The sequence below is a fragment of the Paenibacillus sp. FSL H8-0175 genome (genome assembly GCF_045040615.1).
Lineage (GTDB): Bacteria > Bacillota > Bacilli > Paenibacillales > Paenibacillaceae > Paenibacillus_AQ > Paenibacillus_AQ odorifer.
This window is the reverse complement of the sequence record NZ_CP150299.1, coordinates 6,763,409-6,790,112: the sequence shown is the minus strand read 5'-3', so window position 1 is coordinate 6,790,112 and position 26,704 is coordinate 6,763,409. Positions and strand designations below refer to the sequence as shown.

General features: G+C 45.2%; 20 protein-coding genes. 14 read left to right on the top strand and 6 right to left on the bottom strand.

Annotation, left to right across the window (positions count from 1 at the left end; translation table 11 throughout):
• Positions 1 to 1,058 precede the first annotated feature (1,058 nt).
• The 4 genes from MHH46_RS30160 (at position 1,059) to MHH46_RS30145 (ending at position 4,791) form a co-directional block, all read left to right on the top strand.
• Positions 1,059 to 1,886 (top strand): formate/nitrite transporter family protein, encoded by an 828-nt coding sequence (locus MHH46_RS30160; protein WP_036681949.1) that lies wholly within the window; start codon positions 1,059 to 1,061, stop codon positions 1,884 to 1,886.
• Positions 1,887 to 2,346: 460 nt separating this feature from the next.
• Positions 2,347 to 3,567, top strand: coding sequence for an MFS transporter (locus tag MHH46_RS30155; RefSeq protein WP_076192335.1), 1,221 nt, complete (start codon positions 2,347 to 2,349; stop codon positions 3,565 to 3,567).
• A gap of 68 nt (positions 3,568 to 3,635) precedes the next feature.
• Positions 3,636 to 4,166, top strand: coding sequence for a GNAT family N-acetyltransferase (locus MHH46_RS30150; RefSeq protein WP_038573668.1), 531 nt, complete (start codon positions 3,636 to 3,638; stop codon positions 4,164 to 4,166).
• Complete coding sequence (locus MHH46_RS30145) at positions 4,147 to 4,791, top strand: MOSC domain-containing protein (protein WP_081387844.1); 645 nt, start codon at positions 4,147 to 4,149, stop codon at positions 4,789 to 4,791. The genes MHH46_RS30150 and MHH46_RS30145 overlap by 20 nt, the downstream gene beginning before the upstream one ends.
• Positions 4,792 to 4,885: 94 nt before the next feature.
• On the opposite strand, the gene MHH46_RS30140 is transcribed toward MHH46_RS30145, so the two are convergent.
• A complete protein-coding gene (locus tag MHH46_RS30140) occupies positions 4,886 to 5,434 on the bottom strand; it encodes a GNAT family N-acetyltransferase (protein ID WP_036681941.1) in 549 nt (182 codons plus the stop codon).
• A 230-nt stretch (positions 5,435 to 5,664) separates the two neighbouring features.
• On the opposite strand from MHH46_RS30140, the gene MHH46_RS30135 reads away from it, so the two are divergent.
• Positions 5,665 to 7,371: a glutamine--tRNA ligase/YqeY domain fusion protein gene (locus MHH46_RS30135; RefSeq protein WP_038574952.1), complete on the top strand. Its 1,707-nt coding sequence runs from the start codon at positions 5,665 to 5,667 to the stop codon at positions 7,369 to 7,371.
• Between the two features lie 85 nt (positions 7,372 to 7,456).
• Here the strand turns inward: MHH46_RS30135 and MHH46_RS30130 are convergent, their stop codons facing one another.
• A complete protein-coding gene (locus tag MHH46_RS30130) occupies positions 7,457 to 8,692 on the bottom strand; it encodes an MFS transporter (protein WP_305953522.1) in 1,236 nt (411 codons plus the stop codon).
• Between the two features lie 362 nt (positions 8,693 to 9,054).
• Here MHH46_RS30130 and MHH46_RS30125 point away from each other — a divergent pair, with 362 nt between their 5' ends.
• From MHH46_RS30125 to MHH46_RS30110, 4 genes are read left to right on the top strand one after another with little or no spacing between them, the layout of a single operon-like run.
• Positions 9,055 to 10,911, top strand: a complete 1,857-nt coding sequence (locus MHH46_RS30125; RefSeq protein WP_076192341.1) for an ABC transporter ATP-binding protein — start codon at positions 9,055 to 9,057, stop codon at positions 10,909 to 10,911.
• The gene (locus MHH46_RS30120; protein WP_036681932.1) at positions 10,841 to 11,518 is read left to right on the top strand and encodes a response regulator transcription factor; all 678 of its coding nucleotides are present in this window, start codon (positions 10,841 to 10,843) and stop codon (positions 11,516 to 11,518) included. The genes MHH46_RS30125 and MHH46_RS30120 overlap by 71 nt, the downstream gene beginning before the upstream one ends.
• The gene (locus MHH46_RS30115; RefSeq protein WP_076192343.1) at positions 11,515 to 12,567 is read left to right on the top strand and encodes a HAMP domain-containing sensor histidine kinase; all 1,053 of its coding nucleotides are present in this window, start codon (positions 11,515 to 11,517) and stop codon (positions 12,565 to 12,567) included. Before MHH46_RS30120 ends, MHH46_RS30115 begins: the two co-directional genes overlap by 4 nt.
• A 33-nt stretch (positions 12,568 to 12,600) precedes the next feature.
• The gene (locus MHH46_RS30110) at positions 12,601 to 12,705 is read left to right on the top strand and encodes an S-layer homology domain-containing protein (protein ID WP_081383200.1); all 105 of its coding nucleotides are present in this window, start codon (positions 12,601 to 12,603) and stop codon (positions 12,703 to 12,705) included.
• A gap of 124 nt (positions 12,706 to 12,829) precedes the next feature.
• On the opposite strand, the gene moaA is transcribed toward MHH46_RS30110, so the two are convergent.
• Positions 12,830 to 13,831 carry a GTP 3',8-cyclase MoaA gene (gene moaA, locus MHH46_RS30105; RefSeq protein ID WP_076192346.1) on the bottom strand — a complete coding sequence of 334 codons (1,002 nt, stop codon included), beginning with the start codon at positions 13,829 to 13,831 and terminating at the stop codon, positions 12,830 to 12,832.
• 416 nt (positions 13,832 to 14,247) lie between these two features.
• On the opposite strand from moaA, the gene MHH46_RS30100 reads away from it, so the two are divergent.
• The gene (locus MHH46_RS30100) at positions 14,248 to 14,940 is read left to right on the top strand and encodes a molecular chaperone (RefSeq protein ID WP_076123947.1); all 693 of its coding nucleotides are present in this window, start codon (positions 14,248 to 14,250) and stop codon (positions 14,938 to 14,940) included.
• A gap of 728 nt (positions 14,941 to 15,668) precedes the next feature.
• Here MHH46_RS30100 and MHH46_RS30095 read toward each other — a convergent pair.
• Both MHH46_RS30095 and MHH46_RS30090 read right to left on the bottom strand, forming a co-directional pair.
• The gene (locus MHH46_RS30095; RefSeq protein ID WP_076192349.1) at positions 15,669 to 18,836 is read right to left on the bottom strand and encodes an efflux RND transporter permease subunit; all 3,168 of its coding nucleotides are present in this window, start codon (positions 18,834 to 18,836) and stop codon (positions 15,669 to 15,671) included.
• A gap of 115 nt (positions 18,837 to 18,951) precedes the next feature.
• A complete protein-coding gene (locus tag MHH46_RS30090; protein ID WP_076123944.1) occupies positions 18,952 to 19,869 on the bottom strand; it encodes a TetR/AcrR family transcriptional regulator in 918 nt (305 codons plus the stop codon).
• Between the two features lie 226 nt (positions 19,870 to 20,095).
• Here MHH46_RS30090 and cls point away from each other — a divergent pair, with 226 nt between their 5' ends.
• Complete coding sequence (cls, locus tag MHH46_RS30085; RefSeq protein WP_076123942.1) at positions 20,096 to 21,604, top strand: cardiolipin synthase; 1,509 nt, start codon at positions 20,096 to 20,098, stop codon at positions 21,602 to 21,604.
• 51 nt (positions 21,605 to 21,655) lie between these two features.
• Here the strand turns inward: cls and MHH46_RS30080 are convergent, their stop codons facing one another.
• Entirely contained in the window at positions 21,656 to 23,191 is a 1,536-nt protein-coding gene (locus tag MHH46_RS30080; RefSeq protein WP_143762745.1) for a phospholipase D family protein, read from the bottom strand.
• 284 nt (positions 23,192 to 23,475) lie between these two features.
• On the opposite strand from MHH46_RS30080, the gene fni reads away from it, so the two are divergent.
• The 3 genes from fni to MHH46_RS30065 all read left to right on the top strand — a co-directional run bounded on the left by fni (position 23,476) and on the right by MHH46_RS30065 (position 26,659).
• Positions 23,476 to 24,615 carry a type 2 isopentenyl-diphosphate Delta-isomerase gene (fni, locus tag MHH46_RS30075; RefSeq protein ID WP_081387845.1) on the top strand — a complete coding sequence of 380 codons (1,140 nt, stop codon included), beginning with the start codon at positions 23,476 to 23,478 and terminating at the stop codon, positions 24,613 to 24,615.
• 36 nt (positions 24,616 to 24,651) lie between these two features.
• Positions 24,652 to 25,122 carry an N-acetyltransferase gene (locus tag MHH46_RS30070; protein WP_232061473.1) on the top strand — a complete coding sequence of 157 codons (471 nt, stop codon included), beginning with the start codon at positions 24,652 to 24,654 and terminating at the stop codon, positions 25,120 to 25,122.
• Between the two features lie 169 nt (positions 25,123 to 25,291).
• A complete protein-coding gene (locus MHH46_RS30065; RefSeq protein ID WP_143762346.1) occupies positions 25,292 to 26,659 on the top strand; it encodes a S41 family peptidase in 1,368 nt (455 codons plus the stop codon).
• The last annotated feature ends 45 nt before the right edge of the window (positions 26,660 to 26,704 follow it).

Sequence of the window (26,704 nt, the reverse complement as noted above, 5' to 3'; positions counted from 1 at the left end):
CAAATGTGCTCGAAAGCTACGAATAGGGTCAACTGAGTCCGATCATGCTGAGAAACCGCCCACCTCAGAATTTTCCGGACTCAGAAGCCGCTATTTAGCAATTAATCGCCGTTTGAGCGTGATTTCGGACTCCAGTGCAGCTATTACATAGAACGAGGTACAACTAGTGTGTTTTTGGTGCTAATAGCGACTATGGGGTCCGATAGCGAGCCAATTGTGCTCGAAAGTTACGATTAGGGTCAACTGGGTCCGATCGTGCTGAGACATCGCCCCCCGCAGAAGCTTTCGGACTCAGAAGCCGCTAATTAGCAAATAATCGCCGTTTGAGCGTGGTTTCGGACTCCAGTGCAGCTATTACATAGAACGAGTTAAAACTAGTGTGTTTTTGGTGCCAATAGCGACTATGGGGTCCGATAGCAAGCCAAATGTGCTCGAAAGCTACAAATAGGGTCAACTGAGTCCGATCATGTTGAGAAACCGCCCACCTCAGAATTATCCGGACTCAGAAGCCGCTATTTAGCAATTAATCGCCGTTTGAGCGTGATTTCGGACTCCAGTGCAGCTATTACATAGAACGAGGTACAACTAGTGTGTTTTTGGTGCTAATAGCGACTATGGGGTCCGATAGCGAGTCAAATGTGCTCGAAAGTTACAAATAAGGTTATCTGAGTCCGATGTCCGGGTGTGGGCCAAATATGCTCAAAAGCTAAGATTAGAGTCATCCGAGTCCGATAGAATGCCGATAGTGAAGTATGACGATAGTGAGGTATGACTCCAGTTAGGTATAGCTCCAGTGAGATATAGCTGCATATAGGGTCAACGGTGTCCGATAGCTGCTGCGTACGCTCAAATGTAATCCAACGAAACAAGATATGCTGGCTTAGTAGGCCAGTCGCAAACTTCTATTTGTGCACAGGTCGCAGTAAATTTGACATGTCAGTGAAAACTTTCACTTAGTTTTCTCAAAGTGATAATTATCACGTTAATGTGTTTTACGACACGCTACAATGGTCATAAAGGAACAAATTTGAAGTAAATAGATGAAGGGGATAGGAACCATGGCTTATAGCAAACCGCAGCAAATTGCCGAAGTAACTGTAGAGAACGGCATAAAAAAAGCTCATAATCCGCTAAGTACCGTACTTATTCTGGGCTTTTTGGGAGGAGCGTTTATTGCGCTCGGGTTTTTATTAGATATTCGCGTCATTGCTGGCGCACCACAGGAATGGGGTTCCATTGCTAACTTTATCGGAGCCGCAGTCTTCCCCGTTGGGCTGATCATGGTACTCCTTGCAGGTGGAGAACTGCTGACAGGGAATATGATGGCCGTGCCGCTCGCTTTTATGGCTAAGAAGATTTCTTTCTGGGAAGTTGTGAAGAATCTTTTGCTCATTACGATTAGTAATCTGGCAGGGGCATTATTTGTAGCTTATTTCTTCGGTCATGTGGTGGGTTTAACTTCAGAGGGTGTGTATTTAGAAAAATTGGTGGATATGGCTGGTCATAAAATCGATGCAGAATTCTTTCCGGCATTTGTTTCGGGTATCGGCTGTAACTGGCTCGTTGCGCTGGCCGTATGGCTCTCCTATGGAGCAGATAACTTCAGCGGCAAAATCCTTGGTATTTGGTTCCCGACGATGGCCTTTGTTGCGATAGGATTCCAGCACGTTGTAGCTAACATGTTCCTAATTCCAGCAGCTATTTTTGAAGGTTATTATTCATGGGGGCAATACTTCACTAACTTTGTTCCCGTCTGGCTCGGCAATCTAACGGGTGGAGCAATATTTGTCGCAGCTGCCTATTGGATGGCATACTTGCGTAAAGCACCTACGGCTATTCAATCCGTAGATAGCATGTCCGGCAGCAGTGTCAAAAAACACGCTTAAGCTCGTCTTATAGAGCACTCCATAGAACATTCAAGGTCTGCCTTATTGGTGGCGTTAATGTTTTAGGGGTGCTTTTTGTTATGTAGACACAAAAAAATCCGCCGTGATATATCCGCGCTCGGGGGAACGAAATCGGATCACGGCGAATTTTGAAGGGGGAGTGTTTCTAGGCTCTATTACCCCGTCTTTCTAAAAGCGAATCAGTTTCTTCTTGTTTAGTTTGCTTTACGGACGACAGCCACGGCTTTAAAATAAGAATAGATATTAGAACTAGGGAGGACTGCGGACGTGAACCCCAAGGGAGACGGGATATTTCATGCGATATGTGCGTCTTATCCTCTAGATTTCATGTATACTTTATCACGATAAAACGTCAATGTGTATGCTTGCTCATAGCCCTGTTTTGGGATGATACTGGATGAATTAATGACACATATATAACAGGGGATGTACACTACTTATGAAGTTTTTACAGGCATATCCAAAAGAAGTGAAAATATTTCTAATTGCCAGCCTAATTAACGCAACAGGTAGTGCGCTGATGTGGCCGCTCGTTACGATGTATGTATTTGATGAGCTTGGACGCAGCATGTCAGATGCTGGACTGGTGATTCTTATTCAATCGGTTGGTGGGATCGTGGGTCAACTACTCGGGGGCTCACTCTATCATAAGGTAGGCGTTAACCGGCTGATTGTCGGAGCGCTCGCCATGAATGCTTTGGCACTGTTCACCTTGCCGGCAGCTAGTAACAACTGGACGTTATTTATGGTAGCAATGGGACTGGTAGGATTATTTAATTCCTTATCATTACCTGCCATTCAGGCATTTATCGGCTTTCGTTTCACGAAGCAACGTGGTGAGCTGTTTAATGTTATTTATGTCGCCAATAATATTGGTGTAGCACTGGGGACGGCATTAAGTGGTTTTTTGGCCGATATTTCCTATATGCTAAGCTTTGTAATGAATGGTGTAACTTCGGCGGTATTTGCGGGTTTCTTTTTTATATATCTGAAGAAAATCGGTGGAGAACCTGCGCATGAGGTAATGGGGCATCAGAAGAATGAACCAGAGAAACAATCCACGTGGAAGCTAATGGGGCATACTCGTATTTATCTTTATATGGGGATCGGTTCTTTGTTCCTGCTTCTCGGTAACTCTATCTGGAATACAGGGGTATCTCCGTTCATTATTTCAGAGGGCTGGCCTAAGAAAACTTATGGTTTTCTCTGGACACTGAACGGTATTTTGATTTTTGCAGCTCAGCCATTGGTAACAATGATTAAGCGCTGGTTCGCGTCTACCTCAACGGCGCAAATGACTGCAAGTGCCCTGTTTTATTTGGGTGGCTATGCGTTTCTTTTGTGGATGCCTAATTATCCTGGCTTAGTGCTCGGAATGGTGCTTGCTACACTGGGAGAAATGCTGATTTCTCCAGCGATGCCATCCTTTATCTCGGATCATGCGGGGCGCAGCGCACCATTTTATTTGGGACTAAGCGGAGGGATAGGTGCAGTCGGGAGAGTCATTGGCCCTTACTTCATGGGCAGACTGTATGATAGCGGTGGTTTGGCACCGACAGCCTGGCTGGCCTGTGCGATGGCGCTGCTGTCTGTAGGATTTTTCGTCATCCATGCTTTAGTCAATCGTAAAGGCCATTCGTTAGAGCGGTCCGTAAGATAACTATACACAGTGGATTCCAACATCTGCTGTGAATTCTATAGAGGTGCAAGGCAAGGGGTGTACATCTTATGAAACAAATCAACAAGGCAAGGTTAACTATTAGACCCTCAGAGATTAAAGACGTGCGAGAACTGATTGATCTGGACCATCTAATTTGGACAGAGGACACTAGCCCGGGACCTATGTTGTGGCGCTCACAAGAAGATTTCTTACTGAATGCTCCCCCGGGCTCTCAGCTCGTAGCGCTGCAAGATGACAAGCTATGTGGATATGTCGGGTTTGGCTGCCCTAGTAGAATGGAGAGCAACCGGCATGTGTGCGAGGTTAATATTGCTGTTCATCCGAACTATCAACGTTTAGGCATTGGCCGGCAGCTCATGGAAGCCATTAAGGAACATGCTGCGGCGCATGCTATTCGTAAGCTTCGCCTGCGTGTATTATCCTGTAATGAATCAGCGATTTCTTTTTATCGGAAATGCGGTTTTGTGGAAGAGGGACGTCTGCGGGAGGAGTTTTATCTTGGCGGCCGTTATGTGGATGAGATATTTATGAGCTGCATGCTGACAGGAGGAAATGGATATGGAGATCGTCTCGCTTAATGTCGGTCGGCCGGTGACGGTGGATTATCGGGGAAAACCTTTGGAGACCGGAATTTATAAAACGCCTGTAGAAGGATCAGTTCAGCTTCATATCAATGGATTTGTTGGAGATGGTCAGGCAGATCTTAAACATCATGGAGGTCCTGACAAGGCGGTGTGCGCCTATCCCATTGAGCACTATCCTTATTGGGAACAGCAGCTGGGAAAGAAACTGGAGTACTCGGCTTTCGGAGAAAATATCACCACAACGGGTCTGCTGGAGATAGAGGTGTGTATTGGCGATGTATATGAAATAGGCACCACTCTGCTTCAGGTTAGCCAGCCAAGATATCCTTGCTTCAAAATCTCACAAAAGCATGGACCCGCAGATCTTCCGGCTCAAGTTCTGGATACAAGGTATAGCGGATTTTACTTGCGTGTACTTCGTGAAGGAATGATTTCAACCGGCGATGCAATTGTCAAAAAAGAAAACGGAGACAGCCATGCTTCCGTGGCGCATGTACTGCATTTAATGCAGGTTGGGCTGCAAGAGGAGGCTGCTCTGGCAGAGCTTGTGGAGCTGGAAGCCCTCTCAGCCGTAGTACGGAACAAGTTTCGAAAACAGCTGGGTATGCCAGAGATCTAATCTTGGTCTGCTCAATAAAATAAACCTGGGGGCGTATGCCAGCCAGGTTTATTTCTGCTTGCGTGTTTGTTTAACTTTGCTTTGCTTAAGTAACTTAGCCGAGCAGCTGCCACTCACTACGTAATAAACCATATACGGCGTGATTCACGTAGCCATCGGGCAGCTTTTCTGCCTGTCTGATCACACCTTCGAGCACAAAACCAAGCCGTTCAGGAATTGCCCGGCTAGTTACGTTGGCGGTTGCGCAGCGAATTTCTACCCGCTGCAGCTCCATTTCCAGCAGGGCGTAGTCTACTAGAACTCGGCAGGCACTGGTCATATAACCTTTGCCTTCATATCCATCACCAAGCCAATAACCAATCCCTACGGAACGGTTATGCCAGTCAATCTGGTGATACCCAATGACGCCAGCGAGCTCGCCGCGGACCCAAAGTCCAGCAGTGAAGGCGCCATTGTCGGTGCCTTGTTTTATAGCATTTTTAATGAAATTAAGGGTGTGATCCTGTTCCGTAACGGCATCAACCCAAGGAAGCCATTGCCTAAGTCGTTCCCGCGAGCGCTCCACTAACGCGAATATGTGCCTAGCATGCTCAGGCATGAGTGGCTTTAAGATAAGCTCTTCGTCGATGACATAATTAAACAAGCAGTTGCCTCCTTTTCGGCACAAGGCCTTATGTATGATTATGGATTTTTTCTTATGATTATCATGCTACTCTATCGCCCGCAGAGAAGTCAAAAGGTCTAAAGATGCTAAAAATTGATCCAGGCCATGTGCCCCCTTTTATTGAACAATCTACAGTTAACGGGTATATTAGTAGGAAACATGTTTATACAAGAAGTAGTGTAACACTACAGAACGAAAGGTTGATAGCTGTGGAGAACCGTACTACCCCCTCCAATTTTATTAAAAATGTTATTACCGAAGACCTCCGTACGGGTAAAGTAAAAGAAGTTGTCACACGCTTTCCGCCGGAGCCGAACGGTTACTTACATATCGGACATGCCAAGGCGATTTGGATTAACTTTACACTGGCGGACGAGTTCGGTGGCAAGACTAACCTAAGATTTGACGACACGAATCCTGCCAAAGAAGATACGGAATATGTGAACTCCATTCAGGAAGATGTAAAGTGGCTGGGCTATGAATGGGAAGAGCTGCGTTTTGCATCGGATTATTTTGAAGAAATGTACAAACGTGCCGAATTATTAATTACTAAAGGCAAAGCTTATGTAGATGACCTCAGCGCGGATGAAATTCGCCAATTGCGGGGAACGCTGACAGAGCCAGGACAGAACAGTCCACATCGTGAGCGCAGTATCGAAGAGAATTTGGATCTGTTCCGCCGTATGCGGGCAGGGGAATTCAAAGATGGTGAGAAGGTTCTTCGTGCCAAGATCGATATGGCATCACCAAATATTAATCTGCGTGATCCTGTCATCTATCGGATTACTCATGCGCATCACCATAATACAGGGGATAAATGGTGCATCTACCCGATGTACACGTTCGCTCATCCACTTGAGGACGCTATTGAAGGAGTAACTCACTCCCTTTGTTCGCTTGAGTTTGAAGATCAACGCCCATTTTATGATTGGGTCGTAGCGGAATGTGAGATGCCTTCTGTTCCGCATCAATATGAATTCGGCCGTCTGAATCTCGCTCAAACCATGACTAGTAAACGTAAGCTGAAGCTGCTGGTAGACGAAAAACATGTGGATGGCTGGGACGATCCGCGGATGCCAACGATCTCCGGCCTGCGCCGCAGAGGATATACGCCGGAAGCGATTCGTAAATTCGTGTACGAAGCAGGGATCTCCAAGAGTCAGGGTCTAGTGGACCTGCAAATGCTGGAGCACTTTATCCGGGAAGACCTTAAGTTAACTGTGCCTCGCACCATGGCTATACTTCGTCCGCTTAAGGTTGTTATCACCAATTATCCGGAAGGCCAAACAGAATGGCTTGAAGCGGAGAATAATACAGAGAATGAAGAAATGGGTGTACGCCAAATTCCGTTCTCTCGTGAGATTTATGTTGAGCGCGACGACTTTATGGAGAATCCGCCCAATAAATATTTCCGCTTGTTCCCCGGCAATGAAGTACGCCTGAAGCATGCTTATTTCATCAAATGTAATGAAGTCATTAAAGATGAGAATGGCGAGGTTGTTGAACTGCATTGTACGTATGATCCGGAAACAAAGAGTGGCAGTGGATTTACAGGCCGTAAGGTAAAAGGTACTCTGCACTGGGTAGAAGCTAGTCAAGCTGTGCCTGCAGAATTCCGTTTATACGAGCCACTGATTTCTGCTGAAGAAGTAGATGAAGCTGCAGAAGTTGAAGGTCTGGATTCCACGGTAGAGAAAGCGGAGCCTAGCTTCTTGGATCAGCTTAATCCTAAATCCATTGAAATCTTACAAGGTTTTGTGGAACCCGCGCTTAAGGACAGTGTGGCTCAGGATAAATTCCAGTTCTTCCGTCATGGCTATTTTAATGTAGATAGCAAATATTCGGCGCCTGGGCATCTCGTATTCAATCTTATCGTTTCACTGAAGAGTTCATTTCAGCCTCCAAAACAAGGCTAACACTTGATTCGTTCAGGTTCTTTATAATAAAACAGGCTCAAACGTCCCGTTTAGGTACGTTTGAGCCTGTTTTTTATATTTTCGCTTATAATATTTCGATGTGAGAGAGTTCTTCCTCATCCTCTGTAGGGGGCCGGTAGCCTCCACGGTTTACAAAGAGCCACATGAAAGTAAAGCCTAGCGTTCCAAACAGTGTCAAGAAGACACCCGCTTGATACATGCTCTGTGCCCCTAGATTTTGATACATCCACCCTCCGAGAACTCCTCCAACAATACCGGCTATACCGCTCCAAGTCAGTGTGTAGAGCGCTTGTCCTGAAGCACGGTAAGGTCTTGGAATAAGAAGCATGGTCAGTTGAGTGCCTACATAGAAGAAACCACCAAATGTTATGCAGTGTAAAATTTGAATGAGCACTACTTGGAGGGCTGTAGTCGCGTCCGCCATGAACCACCATCGTAGTACGAATAAAGCGCTAACCAGCGCAAGCCAGCCGAGCAGAACAGATATTTTACGTTTAAGGAATCGGTCGCAGAGAACAAATACACCCACTTCCAAAATAGAGGAGAGGAATACTGCGAGACCAATCATTCCCTTGGAGCCGCCTAGGTCCGTAATATACAAAGACATGAATGTAGTGTTCATGGTGTTCGGTATGGAAACTAGGATACCAAACAATATGAAACACAAGAAAAAGGGATTATAAATTAGTTTGCTGAAGCCTCTATACGGCATAGGAGCCATGCCAATGGTATGGTTAAGTTTCGGTAATGCAAGAATGGATAACATTGATGCACATAGTAAGCCTGCAAACAGATAGGACAAGATAGATACACCAGCCCAATCAAGGACCAATCCGGCGGCAATTGCAATTAGTGCCCACCCCAATGAACCCCAAAGCCGAAAAGAACGGAAGCGATAGTTAGTTCCGTCAATATAGCTGAGAATCATCGTATTGCTCTGAGCAAATAACGGTCCTTGGAAGAAATAGAACAAAAGAATGGAGATGTAGATCATCTCATATGTATTTGCCCGAAACATAAGCTGGGATAACACTAACGTTCCGATTAACATAAGCAAAACGATTCTCCGGATATTCTGGTATCGGTCAGTCCAGATTGCCCAGAATGGATTTGCAAAGATGGATACTAGCGCACCCATAGAAAATACGGCACCGATCTCTAATTTGTTCATCCCTACATCCAGCAGGTATAGTTGAAAGAAGCTGGAGAAGAGGACCATGGTTCCGTATACAAAAAAATTGAACCATTTTAAAGACGTGAAAGAAGATGGATAGTTAACGCCTTTCCGCAAATGCGTCACTCCTTTCCCACTAGATGTCTTGCATGGATATACTGACCAATATTAGGCCCTTCTATCACTGTAACACGTGTTGAAAAGGGATACAAACTTCCTTTTTTACTTTTTTACATTTTTTTAACGTTTATTTAAATTTGATCCGCTAAGTGACAAAAAACGCATATAACAAGTTTACGGGTGGCAGAAATGTTAGGAGTTTGCTCTTCCTTACTAGGAATATGCCTGAGGATTACCCTATCTACGTTTGTATAAAAGAGAATCAATGGGTTTAACTTCAGTTTACAATTCAGGGCTAGGATGGGGTTAAGCGAAACAGAGAAGATACATTCTTCTCGCAGATTCACCAAGAAAAGGGGAGTTTTTGCATGAAAAAATCCGAAGCTAAGGGGAAAACGGCGCTGAAGCCATTCCTCACATTATTAAAAGAAACCAAGCCTTCATACGGCTTATTGGCAATAGCCATTGCACTAAGCATGATCTCGACATTGGTTAGTCTGGTGATCCCAATGTTTACCAAAAATCTGGTGGATGGCTTTTCTTTGGCTTCTGTCAGCAAGCTGCAAATTGCAGGCATAGCGGGTGCTTTTATCGCGCAGACGATCGCCGGGGGAATCTCTATCTATCTCCTGAATTATGTAGGCCAGAAGATGGTTGCAGGTCTTCGTGACCGGTTATGGCGTAAATTTTTAGTGTTGCCAGTAGCTTATTACAATGATAATCGGACAGGAGAAAGCGTCAGCCGGATGACGAATGATACAGGGATCATCAAAACGCTGATCTCTGAACATCTGGCCAGCTTATTTACCGGAGTGATTTCCATTGTGGGCTCCATTGCTGTGCTGTTATTTTTAAACTGGAAGATGACCCTTGTTCTGTTCACCGTTCTTCCACTATCTGCGTTGATTTTGGTGCCACTTGGACGGCAGATGTACAAAATCTCCAAAGGCATGCAGGACGAAACAGCTTCTTTTACCGCCACACTTAGTGGTGTATTGTCAGAGATCCGTCTGGTGAAATCCTCGGGTGCAGAGAAAAAAGAGTACGAAGCAGGCAAAACCGGAATTATGAACCTGCTCTCCTTTGGTATTCGTGAAGGCAAAATCAGCGCTATGATCAGCCCACTGGTCTCTTTTGTCTTTATGATGTTACTTGTGGTCATTATCGGTTATGGCGGAATGCAGGTATCTTCCGGGGCTTTGACAGCTGGAGAGCTGGTAGCCTTTATCCTGTATCTTATTCAGATTATTATGCCGCTTACTCAATTGACCACGTTCTTTACACAGATTCAGAAAGCTAAAGGGGCATCAGAGCGCATTATTGAAACCCTGGCAGCAGAAGAGGAGGTATATGAGGGCCAGGAAGAGGCGAACGGTGCAGAGGGTCCTATCTCGGTAGAAGATCTAAGCTTTGGATATAAAAATGGTGAGAATGTGCTAACCGATGTAAGCTTCCGGATGCTTCCGGGTCAGGTGACGGCTATTGTTGGACCGAGCGGGGGAGGCAAGACTACATTATTTTCACTGCTCGAACGATTCTATGAGCCTCAGAAAGGTATGGTTAAGCTAGGCGATAAACCAGTGTCAACCTTCTCATTACGCTCATGGCGGAAACTGATCGGGTACGTCTCACAGGAAAGCCCATTGTTGGCAGGTACGATTGCTGAGAATTTAACCTATGGATTGGATCGAGACGTTAGCATGGAGGAGATGCGCGCAGCAGCAGCAATGGCTTATGCAGATGGCTTTATCGATGAGCTTCCTGAAGGATATAATACGGATGTCGGTGAGAGAGGTGTGAAGCTCTCGGGTGGACAGCGGCAACGGATTGCTATTGCTAGAGCGCTGCTGCGGAATCCAAAGATTCTTATGCTTGATGAGGCGACCTCCAGTCTGGATAGCCAATCAGAGGCCGTAGTGCAGAAGGCACTGTCCAATTTGATGAAGGGCCGGACTACGATTGTAATTGCGCACCGTTTGGCTACTGTTGTAAATGCTGAGCAGATTATTTTTATGGAAAAGGGCCAGATTACCGGGATGGGAAGACATGAAGAACTGCTGGAAAACCATGAGCTATATCGTGAATTTGCCACCCAGCAGCTGCAGATGAATAACCTTGAGATTCAAGACAATAAAGAGGAGGCTCCAGTGATACATGACAAAAATACTAGTAGCGGACGACGATCCGCACATCCGCGAATTGGTAGAAGTATTTCTGAGAGCTGAGGGGATGGATGACATCTATGGAGCTTCTGATGGATTGGAGGCTCTTCAGATTCTGGAGAGCCATAACATAGACTTAGCCATTATTGATGTGATGATGCCCAATTTGGATGGCTGGGAGCTGTGCCGGAAGATGCGCCAAACCTATGATTTTCCGATATTGATGCTGACGGCTAAGGGAGAGACCTCACAAATTGTGAAGGGCTTTGAGCTGGGAAGTGATGACTATCTCGTCAAACCCTTTGAGCCAGTGGTGCTTATTGCGCGAGTAAAGGCGCTGCTCAAACGCTACCAAATCTCTGCTGCACAAAGTGTGGGGATTGGCCGGCTGCGAATGAATCGTAAAACCTACGAGGTATCCTCAGAGTATGGAGAAGTCACCTTGCCGCTTAAGGAATTTGAACTGTTATTTAAGCTGGGCAGCTATCCGGGGCAGACATTGACTAGAGACAGGCTAATCGAAGAGATATGGGGTTATGATTTTGAAGGGAATGAGCGGACGCTCGATGTGCATATCAACCGTTTACGCGAACGGTTCGCTCCTGATAAATACGGGTTTGTTATTCGTACCATCCGCGGATTAGGCTATCGGCTGGAGGCAGAGGCATGAACCGGTTTAAGGAGCTTCTTAAGCGGATTGGGATGACTTTTATTTACTTCGGTGGTGTTGGGATTAGCTGGAGTGCAGCTTATTTCTTGATGAACTGGATATATGGCAGGGTTGGACGCCCCTCTTCGGAGTATTTGACCCAGTTAATCGGCGTGATGGTCGGAATTGTGATTTTGTTTTTGATGGCATTGGTAACCTCCAAGTTATTCCGGGGCTGGGAACGTGTTTTTTATAAATCGATTATCGAAGGTTTAGGGCGGATTGCTAAGGGCGATTTCAATGTGGTACTGGATAATACTAAGGACTACGGTGATTTCGGTGAGATTGTAGAGAGTATCAACGTAATGGCCAGCGAACTGAGCCAGATGGAGACCATGCGTCAGGATTTTATCTCTAATGTATCGCATGAAATTCAATCTCCGCTAACCTCTATTCGGGGGTTTGCTCTTGCACTGCAGGATGAAACTCTGAGTGTGAAGAGCAGGAGGCACTACCTTAATATTATAGTGGCTGAGAGTACCCGTGTATCTGGGCTTAGTGATAATTTATTGAAGCTGTCCGCGCTTGAATCGGGCAATTTTCCGTTTGAAAATCAGATTTACCGCCTGGATAAGCAGCTTAGAGATACGATTCTGGCTTCTGAACCACAGTGGTTGGAGAAAAAAATAGAGGTAGAGGCTGAACTGGAAGAAGTGAATGTATCTGCTGTAAAAGATTTAATGAGTCAGGTTTGGACTAATCTGCTGCATAACAGTATCAAGTTTACTCCGCAGAACGGTTGCATCCATATTAGCCTTCGCATGGTCGATGAGCAGGTAGAGGTGGAGATTCAAGATAGCGGGATTGGCATCTCGGAGGAAGATCTGCCTCGGATCTTCGAGCGTTTCTATAAGGCAGATAAAGCTAGAACCGCAAGTGGTGGCGGTAGTGGACTAGGTCTGTCATTGGTTAAAAAAATCGTTGAGCTGCATGAAGGTAAGGTAACTGCAAATAGTCGCCCGGGGGATGGGACAGCGTTCAAGGTGAGCTTGCCAGTACGAATGAAATAAACTTGCTGTATGTGAAAAACAGCTGAAGCCGGTATTCTGGGTGGATTCGAAGACAATACCTTCCGTCCTGAGAAAAAGGCTACAAGAGCCGAGGCGGCGGCGACTATTTCTAAGCTGCTCGAAGCTCTATCTCTCTAATAGTGATTGAATAGCTCATCGCTAAGCTTTAAGCACAACGCCGCTTTCCCAGATTGTTCAGTGGGAAAGCGGCGTTTTTGTATTTATGCAATCAAAAGAGGAACTATAATACCGGGATGAACGTTTATCCACCAATTTGAGACATGCGCCGAGCTGTCGGCGTGTGGCTCTGTGCTTTTTTCTCCAGAGCTAAGGCCATTTCATGATTATGGGGTTTGTTGCCCAGCGCTTTCCGGAATAAGGCCTGCACAGCAGCAGGATCGCTTATTAAAGGACGGACATTGTATTCATCTGCCCAATACAGGCAAGCTTTGATGTGCCCATCTGCGGTAAGTCTCAGGCGGTTGCAATTATCGCAGAAGTGCTCGCTCACCGGATGAATCAGGCCGAATGTACCAAGGGCTCCGACAACCCGCCGATTCTGGGAAGGGCCATTCCCGGAGGGCATTTCTGCCGCTTCCGTTTCCCAACCAGCCTCAGTACAAGCTTCTACAACCCTTTCCAGAGGCAGATAAGTTTGGCGCCAAGCATCAGTAGCACTGCCAATCGGCATGTATTCTATAAAGCGTACATTTAGAGGACTCTCCAGCGTAAGGGAGATGAAGTCTTTGATTTCGTCGTCATTAATTCCTTTCATCAATACAACGTTAAGCTTTATCGGTTGAAGTCCGGCGGCTTGTGCGGCCTCGATCCCCTTTAATACCTTGGCGACTTCGCCGCCACGAGTAATCATAGAAAATCGATCCTGCCGTAAGGAGTCTAGGCTGATGTTTACCCGTGACAGACCGGCTTCTTTTAGCTGTGCTGCTTTGGCTGGAAGCATTAAACCATTTGTAGTCAGCGAAATATCTTCTATACCTGGGATCGCAGATATCATAGCAACAAGCTTTTCCAGATCTTTGCGGACAAGAGGTTCTCCACCAGTTAGTCGTACTTTACGTAATCCAAGAGGGGCTAGCGACTTAACGACTGCGGTAATTTCCTCGTAACTCAGAATCTCGTCCTGCGGTTGGAATTGCATCCCTTCCGCTGGCATACAATAGATGCAACGCAGGTTGCAGCGGTCGGTAACCGAAATGCGGATGTAATCGTGTAAACGTCCAAAAGGGTCCGTCAGCGGCTCCATGGCGTTGCTCCCTTCCTTTAAATCTGGCTGATAAATTGCTCTTATACTTTCTCGTATACACGCATAACGTCCCTAATAGGACAGAACGCAAAGTTGTTTATACTTGTTTAGAATTTTAAAGATCGCTTGGATTCACGTCAATGAGCAAAGTTCTGGACGACAGGGTTTCATTACATAAAACTGGACAAACTAGATAAGAAGATAACGCATATTGAACAACGGAAAGTGTGACAAAAGTACGACAAATAAAGTTTTTAGACATAGAATGCTCACGGAAAGCGCTTTTAATATCCGATATAATCTAGGTGCGGATTAGTTTTAACGTTCACTTTTGCGAAAACAGATAGGATACCGGAAACCGCACGTCGGTAATGTGACGGAGAGTGACCGGGAAACCATTGAGGAGGATTTGCAAAATGAGTACACATACTGTTCCATCGCTCACCGTTCCGGAGGCTTTTAGCCGTTGGTTGGAAAGTCGGGGATTAATATATCAGCTTTTAGTGGATTTTTTGGGTAGAAAACCATCACTCTCTCTAGTGGCTCAATGGAGCCGCAATCGCCAGATGAGTGTAGCGGCTGAGATGACGGAAGGCGGTCGGGAGCTGAAGCGCTATTTGAGTCAGGAACCGAACAAGCTGCCAATGATATGCGAGAAAGAGAGCAAAGAATATAAACGGCTTATGCAAGAACAGTCCGTTAGTTCTTTTAAATTGCGCGAAGCAGCGATTTTAGGACGCTCGGAGGATTTCTGTAACGTGCTTGCGGATGTGTACACCTCCGCTGGAATTGTATTCAATAAGTGTAATGGTGAAGCCGATGATCATATTGCTATTGAGCTCGAATTTATGGCAGTCATGCATGAGCGTATGCTTTACAATAGCTTTTCAATAAGAAGTGCTATGGAGCTGCTTGATATTCAGGAGTCCTTTTTGGAAAAGCATCTACTGCAATGGACACCGCAGTTCTGTCAGAAACTGAATGCAGCAACGGATAGTCCGCTATATCTAGGCCTCTCACATATGCTTGAGGAATTTCTGCCACTTGATCTGCAAATGCTTCGTTCCTGGAGAGCTTCATTGGAGAGCAGTGCAGCTACAAGCATTTAATATTAGAAAGCCCGGCCTAATTGATAGGTCGGGCTTTTGCGTGCTGGTCAAGTAGATATGAAGCTTTAATAGAAGCTCTGTAGAAGCACAAATAGAAGTACCGTGGGAAGCATCCTAGTGATGATCTAATTAAACTCCGATAGAAGTAGAGGCTGAAGCACCAACTGAAGTAGTAATTGAAGTACCAACCGAAGCGCCTTATTGTTGCCTAACTCAAGCGCCGATAGAATAATTGGGCAATTTCTCCCTGAAATTCTAGAGTTTCTGGTCATTAGACTAATAATTAGGGAAAACCTCCCTAAAATATAGCTGATTCGGCGGTAATTAAAGAAATCCCCCTTATTATCAGGGAGGAATTCCCTAATTTCGTTCATTTAGAGCGAATATTGGCTTTTTTCAGGGATTTTCGCCCTAATTAGTTTAAGATCCACTCCGCACATCGCCCACGGTACTTCGTCCACCGTTCATAGCCCACTGCATATCGCATATTATACAGCACCCACAGTACATCAGCTATCACTCATCACGTATTTTTCACCGCTCAACTCTCCCTACTCACCACCCAACCTAATGGCGTTGAACAATTGGCACAGCACACAGTCTATTGGCTAAGGCAAGAATCCGCTGTGCAGCCTTTTACTAAAAAAAAGAAGCTGCCTCATAAGTAGAATTCACTACTTTGGAGACAGCCTCTCGTTTGAGCCTATTTACTTGTTCACATCATAGTTCTAATCAATTACCTTTTTGCTGCGGAATTTCATCAGGAATTCATACACGACTGGCACTACTACAAGTGTCAGCAGCGTGGAACTGACCAAACCACCGATTACGGTCACGCCGAGGCCCTTGGAGATAATTCCAGCACTGTTTTCAAGTCCAGTAACCAATGGCAGCAATGCACCAATCGTTGCAAGTGCAGTCATCAGGATTGGACGTAAACGTGTGCCACCTGCTTCAAGCAAGGCTTGACGCGTAGTGAGGCCTTCTTTTTCCTTATGAATAACGCGGTCGATAAGGACAATCGCATTCGTTACTACGATACCAATCAACATCAGCGCACCCATGAGCGAGGACACGTTTAAGGTTTCCCCAGCGATCAGAAGGGCAACGAGTACCCCGATCACTGTGAAAGGAAGTGAGAACAGGATAGCGAATGGTGCTAATCCACCGCCAAATGTAACCACAAGCACGAAGTATACGATGGCAATAGCAGCCGCCATAGCAATTCCTAATTGACCAAACGTATCATTAATCTGCTCGGTTACACCGCCGAAGGTAACAGTTACACCATCAGGCAATTCCATAGCGTCTATTTTTTCTTTCACGCTGTTCGAAGCGCTATTCACGTCACTCGAAATAATTTCGGCAGTAACATCTACCTTCATTTTACCGTCCATACGAGTAATCGAGTCAGGGGAGGAGCCATTTTCAATTTTAGCGACTTGCCCGATTGGCACGGAGATGCCTAGTGGGGAAGTCAAAGTAGCCTCTTCCATTTCTTTAATGCTCTTATACGTTTCTTTATCTGTTTCGATATAGACTTTGTAGTTCTTGCCGTCCAATTCTACTTCTGTGAGCACTGGACGTGTGCCTGCTGGACTCAGCTTCATCGCAATTTGTCCGGCTGTAAGTCCAAGGGAGCTAAGCTTCTGTTGATCCGCTACAATCGTATATTGATCGTAAGCTTCCTTGAGACTTGTTTCTGCGTCTTTGAAATTAGTGGTGTCAGCCTGTACGATTGAGGCAATCTCATCCGCGACCGGCTTCAGCTGATCCAGTTCATCTCCGAATACATTCACGGTCAGAGTGCTTCCACCCATGCCTCCACTCATCAGAGCGGACATGTCACCCCATACACCATCTGGCACTTCTGCGGTCAAACCTTCAATAAGCTTCTCTTTAACAGCTTCAAAATCAGGAGTGTCACTATCATAAACGATAAAAAATAGTCCTGAATTGCTGGATCCACCCATACCCATCGGGCTTCCGCCGCCAATGGAATATTGCATTTTGTCTATATGCTTCTGCGCTAAAATGTATTTTTCAGCTTTCAGACCTTGCTCTTGAACTTCCTCAATCCGTTGTCCAGCCTTTGGTGAATAAGTAAGCATTACGGTTTTATCCTCTTGGGATGGCATAAAGCTTACACCAATAGGTTTGATTAAGAACAAGCTGCCTGCAAGGAGAAGAACGGCAACTCCAAACGTAACGAGCTTATGAGAAAGGCACCAGTTCAGAATCTTTTGATAACCAGCAGAAAGTTTGTCTGGTTTCTCGCTGTGAGTTTTTTTACCTTTCAATCCATTACGGAACAACGAGTGAGCCATTGCAGGAACTAGGGTAATCGCAACTACTAATGAAGCGAGCAGGGCGAAGACCATGGTTAGAGCGAAAGGCAAGAACAGCTCACCAACCATACCACTAACCAAAGCAAGTGGTAAGAACACCGCGATGGTTACAATTGTAGAGGACATGATAGGCACGAACATTTCACGTGTGGCCGCACTGATTAATTCTCTGCCCTTCAGTTTCTCACCAGATAAGGAGAGCCGTCGATATATGTTCTCTATGACTACAATCGAGTCATCGACTACCCGCCCAATCGCGACCGTCATCGCTCCCAGTGTCATCATATTAAGCGTAATGTCCATCTGCCGCAGACACAGTACTGCGATCAGCAGGGATAATGGAATAGAGATGATAGAAATAATCGTCGAACGAATATTCCGCAGGAACACCAAAATGATAATTACTGCGAATAAGGCACCAAATACCGCTTTGGACAACATCGTATTTACGGAGTCCTCAATGGGCTTACCTTGGTCAAGTAGAACAGTAAGGTCAATGCCTTTATATTGTGCTTTTAATTCTTCAGTTTTGTCTTTAACACCATTTACAACATCAACAGTGTTGGCATCATTGGCTTTGACAATCTGAATACCGATCGATTCTTTACCATTTGTACGGGAGATGGATTCGGAATTGCCCACAACCTCAATCGTGGCCAGCTCTCCGAGCTTCACGGTTGGAAGTCCCATACTTGCAGCTCCGCCAGTAGCAGCATTTCCAGCACCAGCAGCTCCGTTAGCAGCACCAGCATCAACGCCGGCAGCTCCAGTAGCTCCAGCACCAGCAGCGTTAGCGCCAGTTGGCATTACCGGAATGGTCACATTTTTAAGATCCTCAACGGTAGTGATGTTGCCATCCACGACAACTGCCTTTTGAGCCTTGTCCATCTCGAATAGTCCGAGTGGAACACGGAGGGAAGAGCCTTGAATGATACCTTTAACGGTATCTTCGGTCAGTCCATATTGATTGAGCTTATCTTGATTGAATTTGAGTGATACTTCTTTGACGTATTGACCAGAGATTTGGATAGAAGCGACACCCTCAACATCCTCCAGGGCCGGGCGAATATCGTTCTCAGCAATACGGGTCAGTTCCTCAAGATCCTGGGTATCCCCGTTAGAAAGACTGAGGGAGACAACAGGCATTGAGCTAAGACTAAAGCGGGAAATGGAAGGCTTCTGCACATTGTCTGGCAATGAGACTTCATTTAGTGATTCGCGCACTGCTGCTGTAGCATTATCCAGATTTGTTCCATAATCGAATTCAATTTGGATACTGGAGGCATTCTCCAAAGAAGTGGAGGTGATCGTCTTTACACCATCCACATTGCGGAGCTTTTGCTCCAACGGTTTGCTGACATCATTAACGACGCCTTCTGGTGCGGCCCCCGGATAAATGGTTGTTACGCTAAGATAGGGTATACTAATATTAGGCAAGGTTTCTTGCTTCATCGTCAGTCCGCTATATAAACCGGCAAACACAATAATTATCGTCAGAAGCCAAATGGCAAATTTGTTCCTGAGCGAGAAATTAATTAAGCTTTTCATAAGTTTCGTTTCTGCTCCTCTCGGCCCTCTTCTTTACGAAATAGGGCGCCATTATAAAAAATCATAATACTCACTATCCATGACTTTCTCTCTACCGAACTCTTCTTAGAGTCAATTAACGAAATACACATGAATTGTGCGGAATTGAGGCAATTAGCTTCCTCAGCTCTTCCAATTCTGCTGTGAGCTCAGAGCAGGATTGGAGGTTGGACAGCATCCCCTGAATGATTGCTTTTCGCGGGTGAGGGATAAGCACTTCACCTTCCAGAATGTTGAGCGATTCCAGCAGATCGGCTGCTTCTTCGGATGTTATACTATCTAGTTTACTGATCGCAGTCTTCATTTCTTTAATGAGCTGTAATGGATTTTTTCGTTTGTTCTCCTCATTCTCCGCCATCCAGTTTGCTAAAGTAGCAGAGTTGATTAGCGGAGCCTGTTTACTAGTAAGCAAGCCAGACACGATCATATCCATTAAATTCATTAGATGATCTGCCATATCGGCAATAGGTACCTGCGTATCCTTACGAAAAATAACCGCAATATAAGATTTGATGAGACCATGTCCGATCATACATAAATCTCCGGTATAGGGAACGACGTCTTTTCCGTAGAGCAACTCCATTTTTACCTGGAACCATCTTAAGAAGGAAGCGTTGTTTCTACGCAGCCAGTCCGGGACTTCAGTATCAAATCCTTTGCCCGCAACCTCCTGAATTTGACGCTGCAAGAACTCGCGTAATTCGTACACATGACTTAGCAGAATTTCTATCTGATTCCTAAGCTTCTCACGTGGTGTTCGTCGGGTTTCCTGTTCTTCACGTAACAAGGGATCCCGAATCATCCGATAACAATAAAGGAAGATACTGCGCTCCAGCTCTTCTTTTGATTTAAATACCAGATATAAACTGCCCTTCGAAATCCCGCATAATTCAGCTATCTCTTGCATGGATGTGGACGAGGAGCCTTTTACAGCGAATAGCTGCATAGCAATCTTAATAATCTGCTCCTGCTTATCAACAGTTTTATCATTCATTAAAGGATTAACCTCCTTTCTGACTACCCGGTTCTATAATTGACTAATTGGTCAGAATAATTATATTCTATACAACCAGGCATTACAAATATCGGAACAGAAGGGTTACAGTTTTGTCGTAAATAGACTTTAAACAGTAATTTGCTAGGAAGAAATGTGTTCTTCATGTAATATATAAAATGTGTCAATTTCGTGTTGCTTGTATGAATAAGAAGGTAGGTAGAGTATGAGAAGAGGACTTCAATCTATAATTATCATTGGGGCATTCATAGCATTTTATTATTTTGGTTTCGGCATTTTTGGGAGTACTGCGGGAACGATTATTAGTATCTTCTCCACTCTGACAGTCATTTCGATTAGCTTGGCTATTTTTATGGAGAACCGTAATCCTTCTACAACAATGTCATGGATCTTATTGCTTGCGTTGATCCCGGTGCTGGGACTGGTCTTCTATTTTCTATTTGGGCAAAATGTGTTCAAACGCCGTAAATATGATAAAAAGGCACAAAGAGACCTTATGGCCTACGAAAGAATTGAGAATGACGCTTTACGTACGCACCAAGATTGGTCAGTCTTTGATCCCTCGCGCCAAAAACTGCTGCTGTTATCCAAAACTTTAGCACGTACTCCTATTTCCTTTGCATCAGAAACACGTATCCTCACTAATGGTGAAGAGACGTTTGGTACGTTATTGTTGGAGCTCCGTCAAGCTAAACATCACATTCATATGGAGTATTACATCTTCCGGGCGGACCACATTGGAACACGCATTAAACAAATTCTGATCGATAAAGCTCGCGCCGGTGTTGCAGTCAGATTTATGTATGATGCCGTTGGCAGTTTTCAGCTTTCCAAAGCTTTTTTGAAGGAAATGAGTGATGCCGGGGTTCAGGTGGCTTCGTACGGAAATTCAACATCCTTTTTTTCCAGTCGTGTGAATTACCGGAATCACCGTAAGATTGTTGTGATCGACGGTGATGTCGGATTCATGGGGGGTCTCAATGTAGGCGATGAATATTTAAGCCGCAGTAAGACTTATGGGTTTTGGCGTGACACACATATGTTGGTTAGAGGCGAAGCGGTACGGACGATGCAAATTATTTTTCTGCAAGATTGGATGCACACTACGGGTGAAAAAATACTGGAGCAAGACTATCTCACTCCGCAGCTTCGCTTTATGACAGGTGATGGTGCCGTACAGATTATTGCTAGTGGGCCGGATAACGAACGTCGTGCGCTCAAAAACATTTTCTTCTCCATGATCACTTCTGCCGAGAAATCGGTGTGGATTGCCAGTCCATATTTTATTCCTGATGAGGACATCTTAACTGCACTGCGTGTAGCTGCTGTTTCTGGTTTAGATGTGCGATTGTTATTCCCGGCTAAGCCGGATAAATGGATTCCGTTTCTGGCTTCACACTCTTATTTTCCGGCGTTGCTGGAAGCTGGCGTGAAGATTTATGAATATGAAAAGGGATTTATCCACTCGAAACTGCTTATCGTTGATGGTGAAATAGCGACCATTGGCACGGCCAATATGGATATGCGCAGCTTCCACCTTAACTTTGAAGTGAATGCACTACTGATTCAGACGGAGAGCGTTGCTCGTATTGTTGCTGATTTTGAACGGGATTTATTATCTACCAGCTTGATTGAGCATGAAGAATTTATGAATAAGCGTATGGTGATCCGTATACTGGAATCTGCTGCTCGGCTTATGTCACCGTTGCTATAACCCAAAAACCACCGCAGAGGGTGTTATGCCTCATCTGCGGTGGTTTTTGCTTTAAAAAGTAGTTAAACCCAAGGTGGTCTGCAACCGGAACAGAATGTACTTGAACCAAGTCACTTCGCCCTGATAAGCCTCAAGAGGCAGAGTATACTCATGGTCCTCGTTATTCCACAGTCGATTGAAGTAGGTTTCCATCTCGGCATAAAGAGGCTGGTCTTGTTTTACAGATACCCACAGATTATTCTCCAGGTTGTAGTCATCCAGATTGCGTGTCGTGAAATTGGTGGAACCGCCAAGAATGATGGAACTTCCAGTCTGTTTGGCAATGAAGAGCAACTTTGGATGATATTGCTCTTTGGTCGTATTGTACCAGCGAATAGAGATCTTTCCGTTCGTGCGCTTGTTCAAGTTCATGGCAACTGGACGGTTAGGAATGCCGATTTTATCACGGCCGAAGGCGTTCTGATTGGGGTCCAGTATCAATTTTACCGTAGCCCCTCGTTCGGTAGCCTCTACCAATTCATCGAGAATGGCATCATCGGCAAGGTAGAACATACCCATCCAAATGGTGTCGCCCTTCTGTGCAGATTGGAGGGCTTGCCGTGCATATTTATATACCTTTCCTTCCGTTAAATAGCGGACCTCCATAGATTCTTCAGAGTGCTGATCCTTCTCCTTGGTGAAGTCTGGCTCATAAGTGAGTAGTGGCCCTGCTTCCGAAAGATTGGCCGCGGCCTGTTCCGTCTGGAGAATATCAGCAATAATTGGGCCTTGTACTTCCAGAGCGATATTGGAATGATAGGCGCTGGCATCATGGATATTTCCTGAGGAGACTAGAGCGGTATTCTCACTAACAACCACCTTACGGTGGTTAGCCTTCACATTAAGTAGCTTCAAATAAGAACGTGCGGTAATATCCGGTCCTCCGCTGGCCATAAGATTGGGAATCCGGCCTTCGCCCGACTGTCCGAACCATTGAATAAAGGTACGCCAGACAGCGGAATAAGCAGGTGTAGAATCGCGTAGAGCATTTACATCGGTCAAAATCACTTTAATCCCCGCAGCCTTCAATTCTTCCAGAAGATGATTGGGTGCAGAGTTGTAATTGGTATTAACCTCATCTGTAATGAAGACGATCTCCATCTCAGGATAAGTTGTTTTTTGTAAAATAAGCTTGTCCGTCAACATTCGGCTGACCGGAGGAAATGACTGATCTTTATGGGTATAATCATTGAAAAGAAAGAGGTCAATCACCAAAAATTCTTTGGACTCCTCGATAATTTGTAGAATCCTCGAAAGAATCTGACTCTCTTGAGTGCCCGTGGCTGTACCGTCCGAATAGGTCAGGTCGTGCCAGAAGGATACATGATTCGTTTTGTATATAGGGCTTTCATAGGAAATGCCGCTGGGTAGAGATTTGTGTGTCTGATAAATCATTACGCCGGTTAACCAGAGGATTAGAATGACGAAAGCCCATAACACCCGTGTACGGCGGCGTGTACCGGAACGTTTCTTCGTAGTTAAACCGGGAGTGTAGTTTATTTCTTTAGGTTTATGGGGGTAAATGGGTTGCTGACGATCTGAATTCATGGAAGTTCCTCCTGAAATTATTGCAGAGCACTTCCTTGTGATTGTTATGCTCCGGTGTATTACCAACCTATTAACACCTAGTGGAGCGAAATGAAGCAGCCCAAATATCCTTAACAGTAATGAAATAACATTCGGCTAGCTATAATGAGTTTGAGCGATTAGTACGATGTTTATGAAATTAATGATTACGAAACCGGAGAATTGTAATCGCTAACCTCATATTGTAAATTCATCTGTAGGGATATGTTATAATAAATCGAGTTTGGAAATAGGAGGAACGCAGCATGAATCATACGCCAGAAGAGGCCGTGCCATATGATGCGACTAGGCAGTCTGGCGCAGATCATGGCAGGGACCTACCGGCTGCAGAGGCTTCTGACAAAAGATCTTTATTACCTACATCGAAGACAGGCGAACGCAAAATTGAACATGTACGCCTTTGCCTAAATGAGGAAGTAGGTGGCGTCGGTGTGACTACAGGGTTTGAACATTACAGATTTCAGCATAATGCTCTGCCAGAGCTGAATTTCGACGATATATCATTGCAGACTACGTTTTTGGATCGTAAGCTGCGTACGCCGCTGCTCATCAGCTCGATGACAGGTGGCAGTGCAGCTACAGGAGCGATTAATGCCCGGTTAGCCGCAGCTGCGCAGCGTCGGGGTTGGGCGCTGGGTGTAGGTTCGGTTCGGGCGGCAGTGGAGCGTTCTGAGCTTACGGCAACCTTTTATGTGCGGGATCAAGCGCCTGATATTCCGGTTATCGCCAATATTGGTGCTGTACAGCTGTCCTATGGTTTTGGGATTGAGGAATGTCGCCGGGCTGTGGATATCGCAGGTGCTGATTTTCTTGTACTACATCTGAATGGCCTGCAAGAGGTCTTTCAACCGGAAGGGAACACTGGTTTTGCCTCTTTGCTATCGCAGATAGAGAAGGTATGCCGGGCACTTGAAGTCCCTGTAGGTGTGAAAGAAGTAGGCTGGGGCATTGATGGAGATGCAGCTGCACGTCTTTATAATGCAGGAGCGGCTTTTATTGATGTTGCGGGTGCAGGCGGGACATCCTGGAGTCAGGTGGAGAAGTTCCGCAGTGTAGATCCTATACGGCGGGCAGCGGCGGAGGCTTTCGCGGATTGGGGTACTCCAACAGCTGATTGTATCACAGAGGTGCGTGCAGTTTCTCCGCAGGGCGCTTTGATTGGCAGCGGCGGACTGAAACATGGCGTGGATGCAGCGAAAGCATTGGCACTTGGAGCTGATCTGGCAGGCTTTGGCCGCAATCTGTTAGGGCCGGCTGTCGATTCTGAAGAGGCGCTGGATGCTGCATTAGCACAGGTAGAACTGGAGCTGAAAATAGCAATGTTTGGTATTGGCGCTCCAGATTTAGCAACTTTACGTGGAACTTCCCGTTTAATACGTAAATAGGATGGTAAATATTGAAGCGAGGAAGTGAGTAAGATTATGATTAAACTGATCCATATGGATGAGTCGGCCTTTCAATTTTTCTTAGGTCAAGCTACCCGGGATTATGCGGAAGATAAGATCAGCGCCGGTGCTTGGGATCCAGAGATCGCGATGAAGCTGTCTGAGGAAGCTATAACACGCTCTTTGCCAAAAGGGCTGCACACAGATGGTGCTTATCTATATTCCATAGTAGAAATAAGCAGTGATGAACAGGTGGGTTATATCTGGTTTAACGTAAGTGAAGGTCGTGGTGGCCGCGAGGCTTTCATTTATGATTTTTATGTTTTTGAACCGTTCCAGAGTAAGGGTTATGGCAAGCAGGCTATGATCGCACTCGATGAAGAAGCCCGGGAGATGAATGTTACCAAAATCGGGTTGCACGTCTTCGGCCAGAACAATCGCGCTTTTGAGCTATACAAAAAAATGGGGTATATCGTAACTGACATCACGATGTCTAAAGATCTGTAGTCCATAAGTGTGAGGACCTCGAAAGAGGTCTTTTTTTTGTTGTTCTACTGAATTATTATGTAAATAATTGTGATAAATATATTTGATTTAGGATGATTAGGAAAATATGATTAAAAAATAACTTCCTGAAAATGGATTAAGTCATAAAGAGAGAAAAGGGGGGATTAAGGTGAGGCCAAGGACTGTATCGTGGGTGGTTGTTTCCGCAGTAGTATTACTATTACTGGTTAGCTGCAACAGTGGCGATTTACCAGGAAAGAAGAAATCTGAGTCTGAGCAAGTTCAGGCAAGTCCGGTTGCACCGCTAGCCTCTTCAGCTGTAGTTGAAGAACAATCGAAAGTAGCGTTGCCTTCATTGACAGTGGAAAAAAGGCTAGAAGATTTTGATTACATGTGGAAGATTATTGAGGAGAACTATCCTTTCCTAGAGGTGAATAAACGTCTCAATGGAGAGGATTGGCTTGCTAAAAAAGAGGAATACCGCAATAAAATAGCAGCCGTGAAATCGGATGATGAGTTTTTGAGACGAATGAGATTTGTCCTTAGCAGATTAAACAATGGGCATACGAATTTTATATCCAAGGAGGAATATCCTTGGTATCTACATACCTATGTTCAAGCAGGTTTTGGTTATGAACCTTGGATCGACGTGGTTCAACAGCCTAACGTATTGGCCCGTTACAACCAGAAACCTTTAACGGAGCAGCAAAACTCTAATGATATCAATAACGATATGCATAATGGTGGAGATGGAGTAGGAGATGTAACAAAAAAGACTTCTGGGAATGTAAAAAAAGTCATTATAGAGCCCGATCGAATCGCTTATCTCGGTATGCAAAGCTTTGACGGGAGTCTCATGGAGATGGACAGCTCCGAGATCCATGATTTTTTAATAGAGGTAAAGGACTATAAGACATTAATATTAGATATCCGCGGAAATGGGGGAGGAAACAGTAATTATTGGAGAATTCATATTGTTCCTCTGTTGATTAATAAACCTATCGAATATAATACATACTTCCTTTATACAAGAGGCAAATATGCGGAGACTTTTATGCAGGCACGTCAGATCACAGCCGGGCAACAACCTATTTCCGGCATCAAAGATGAGCAACTGCCTAATCTGCCATCTGAGGCTTTAAAGATGTTCAAGACATATAGAAAAATAAATGATGTAGTAACTCCTAATAAATCTGTTGGATTTGAAGGGAAAATCTATTTGCTGGTTGATAGCTCTGTGTATTCATCAGCGGAAGGTCTTGCAGCCTTTGCAAAAGGCACCGGGTTTGCAACGGTTGTAGGCGGCAGGACAGGTGGGGATGGACTAGGGATAGATCCGCTTGTTGTTGCATTGCCAAATAGCGGTTATGTATTCAGGTTTTCCTTTGAAATGGGTCTGAATTCTGATGGAAGTTGTAATGAAGAGGTAAAGACTGTGCCTGATGTGGAGGTTGATCCAGATAAATCTAAGCCATTACTGGACCAGCCGGCGATAAAAAAGGTATTAGAGCTTGCGCGTTCGGACACATCTGCTTGACATCCGGTGTTGCTGGCGAATATGTTCTAATATATAATGGTTTAG

Coding starts and splice junctions, on each gene's coding strand:
- MHH46_RS30160 (WP_036681949.1), top strand. CDS start 1,059: ATGGCTTATAGCAAACCGCAGCAAATTGCCGAAGTAACTGTAGAGAAC.
- MHH46_RS30155 (WP_076192335.1), top strand. CDS start 2,347: ATGAAGTTTTTACAGGCATATCCAAAAGAAGTGAAAATATTTCTAATT.
- MHH46_RS30150 (WP_038573668.1), top strand. CDS start 3,636: ATGAAACAAATCAACAAGGCAAGGTTAACTATTAGACCCTCAGAGATT.
- MHH46_RS30145 (WP_081387844.1), top strand. CDS start 4,147: ATGGAGATCGTCTCGCTTAATGTCGGTCGGCCGGTGACGGTGGATTAT.
- MHH46_RS30125 (WP_076192341.1), top strand. CDS start 9,055: ATGAAAAAATCCGAAGCTAAGGGGAAAACGGCGCTGAAGCCATTCCTC.
- MHH46_RS30120 (WP_036681932.1), top strand. CDS start 10,841: ATGACAAAAATACTAGTAGCGGACGACGATCCGCACATCCGCGAATTG.
- MHH46_RS30115 (WP_076192343.1), top strand. CDS start 11,515: ATGAACCGGTTTAAGGAGCTTCTTAAGCGGATTGGGATGACTTTTATT.
- moaA (WP_076192346.1), bottom strand. CDS start 13,831: ATGGAGCCGCTGACGGACCCTTTTGGACGTTTACACGATTACATCCGC.
- MHH46_RS30100 (WP_076123947.1), top strand. CDS start 14,248: ATGAGTACACATACTGTTCCATCGCTCACCGTTCCGGAGGCTTTTAGC.
- MHH46_RS30095 (WP_076192349.1), bottom strand. CDS start 18,836: ATGAAAAGCTTAATTAATTTCTCGCTCAGGAACAAATTTGCCATTTGG.
- MHH46_RS30090 (WP_076123944.1), bottom strand. CDS start 19,869: ATGAATGATAAAACTGTTGATAAGCAGGAGCAGATTATTAAGATTGCT.
- cls (WP_076123942.1), top strand. CDS start 20,096: ATGAGAAGAGGACTTCAATCTATAATTATCATTGGGGCATTCATAGCA.
- MHH46_RS30080 (WP_143762745.1), bottom strand. CDS start 23,191: ATGAATTCAGATCGTCAGCAACCCATTTACCCCCATAAACCTAAAGAA.
- fni (WP_081387845.1), top strand. CDS start 23,476: ATGAATCATACGCCAGAAGAGGCCGTGCCATATGATGCGACTAGGCAG.
- MHH46_RS30070 (WP_232061473.1), top strand. CDS start 24,652: ATGATTAAACTGATCCATATGGATGAGTCGGCCTTTCAATTTTTCTTA.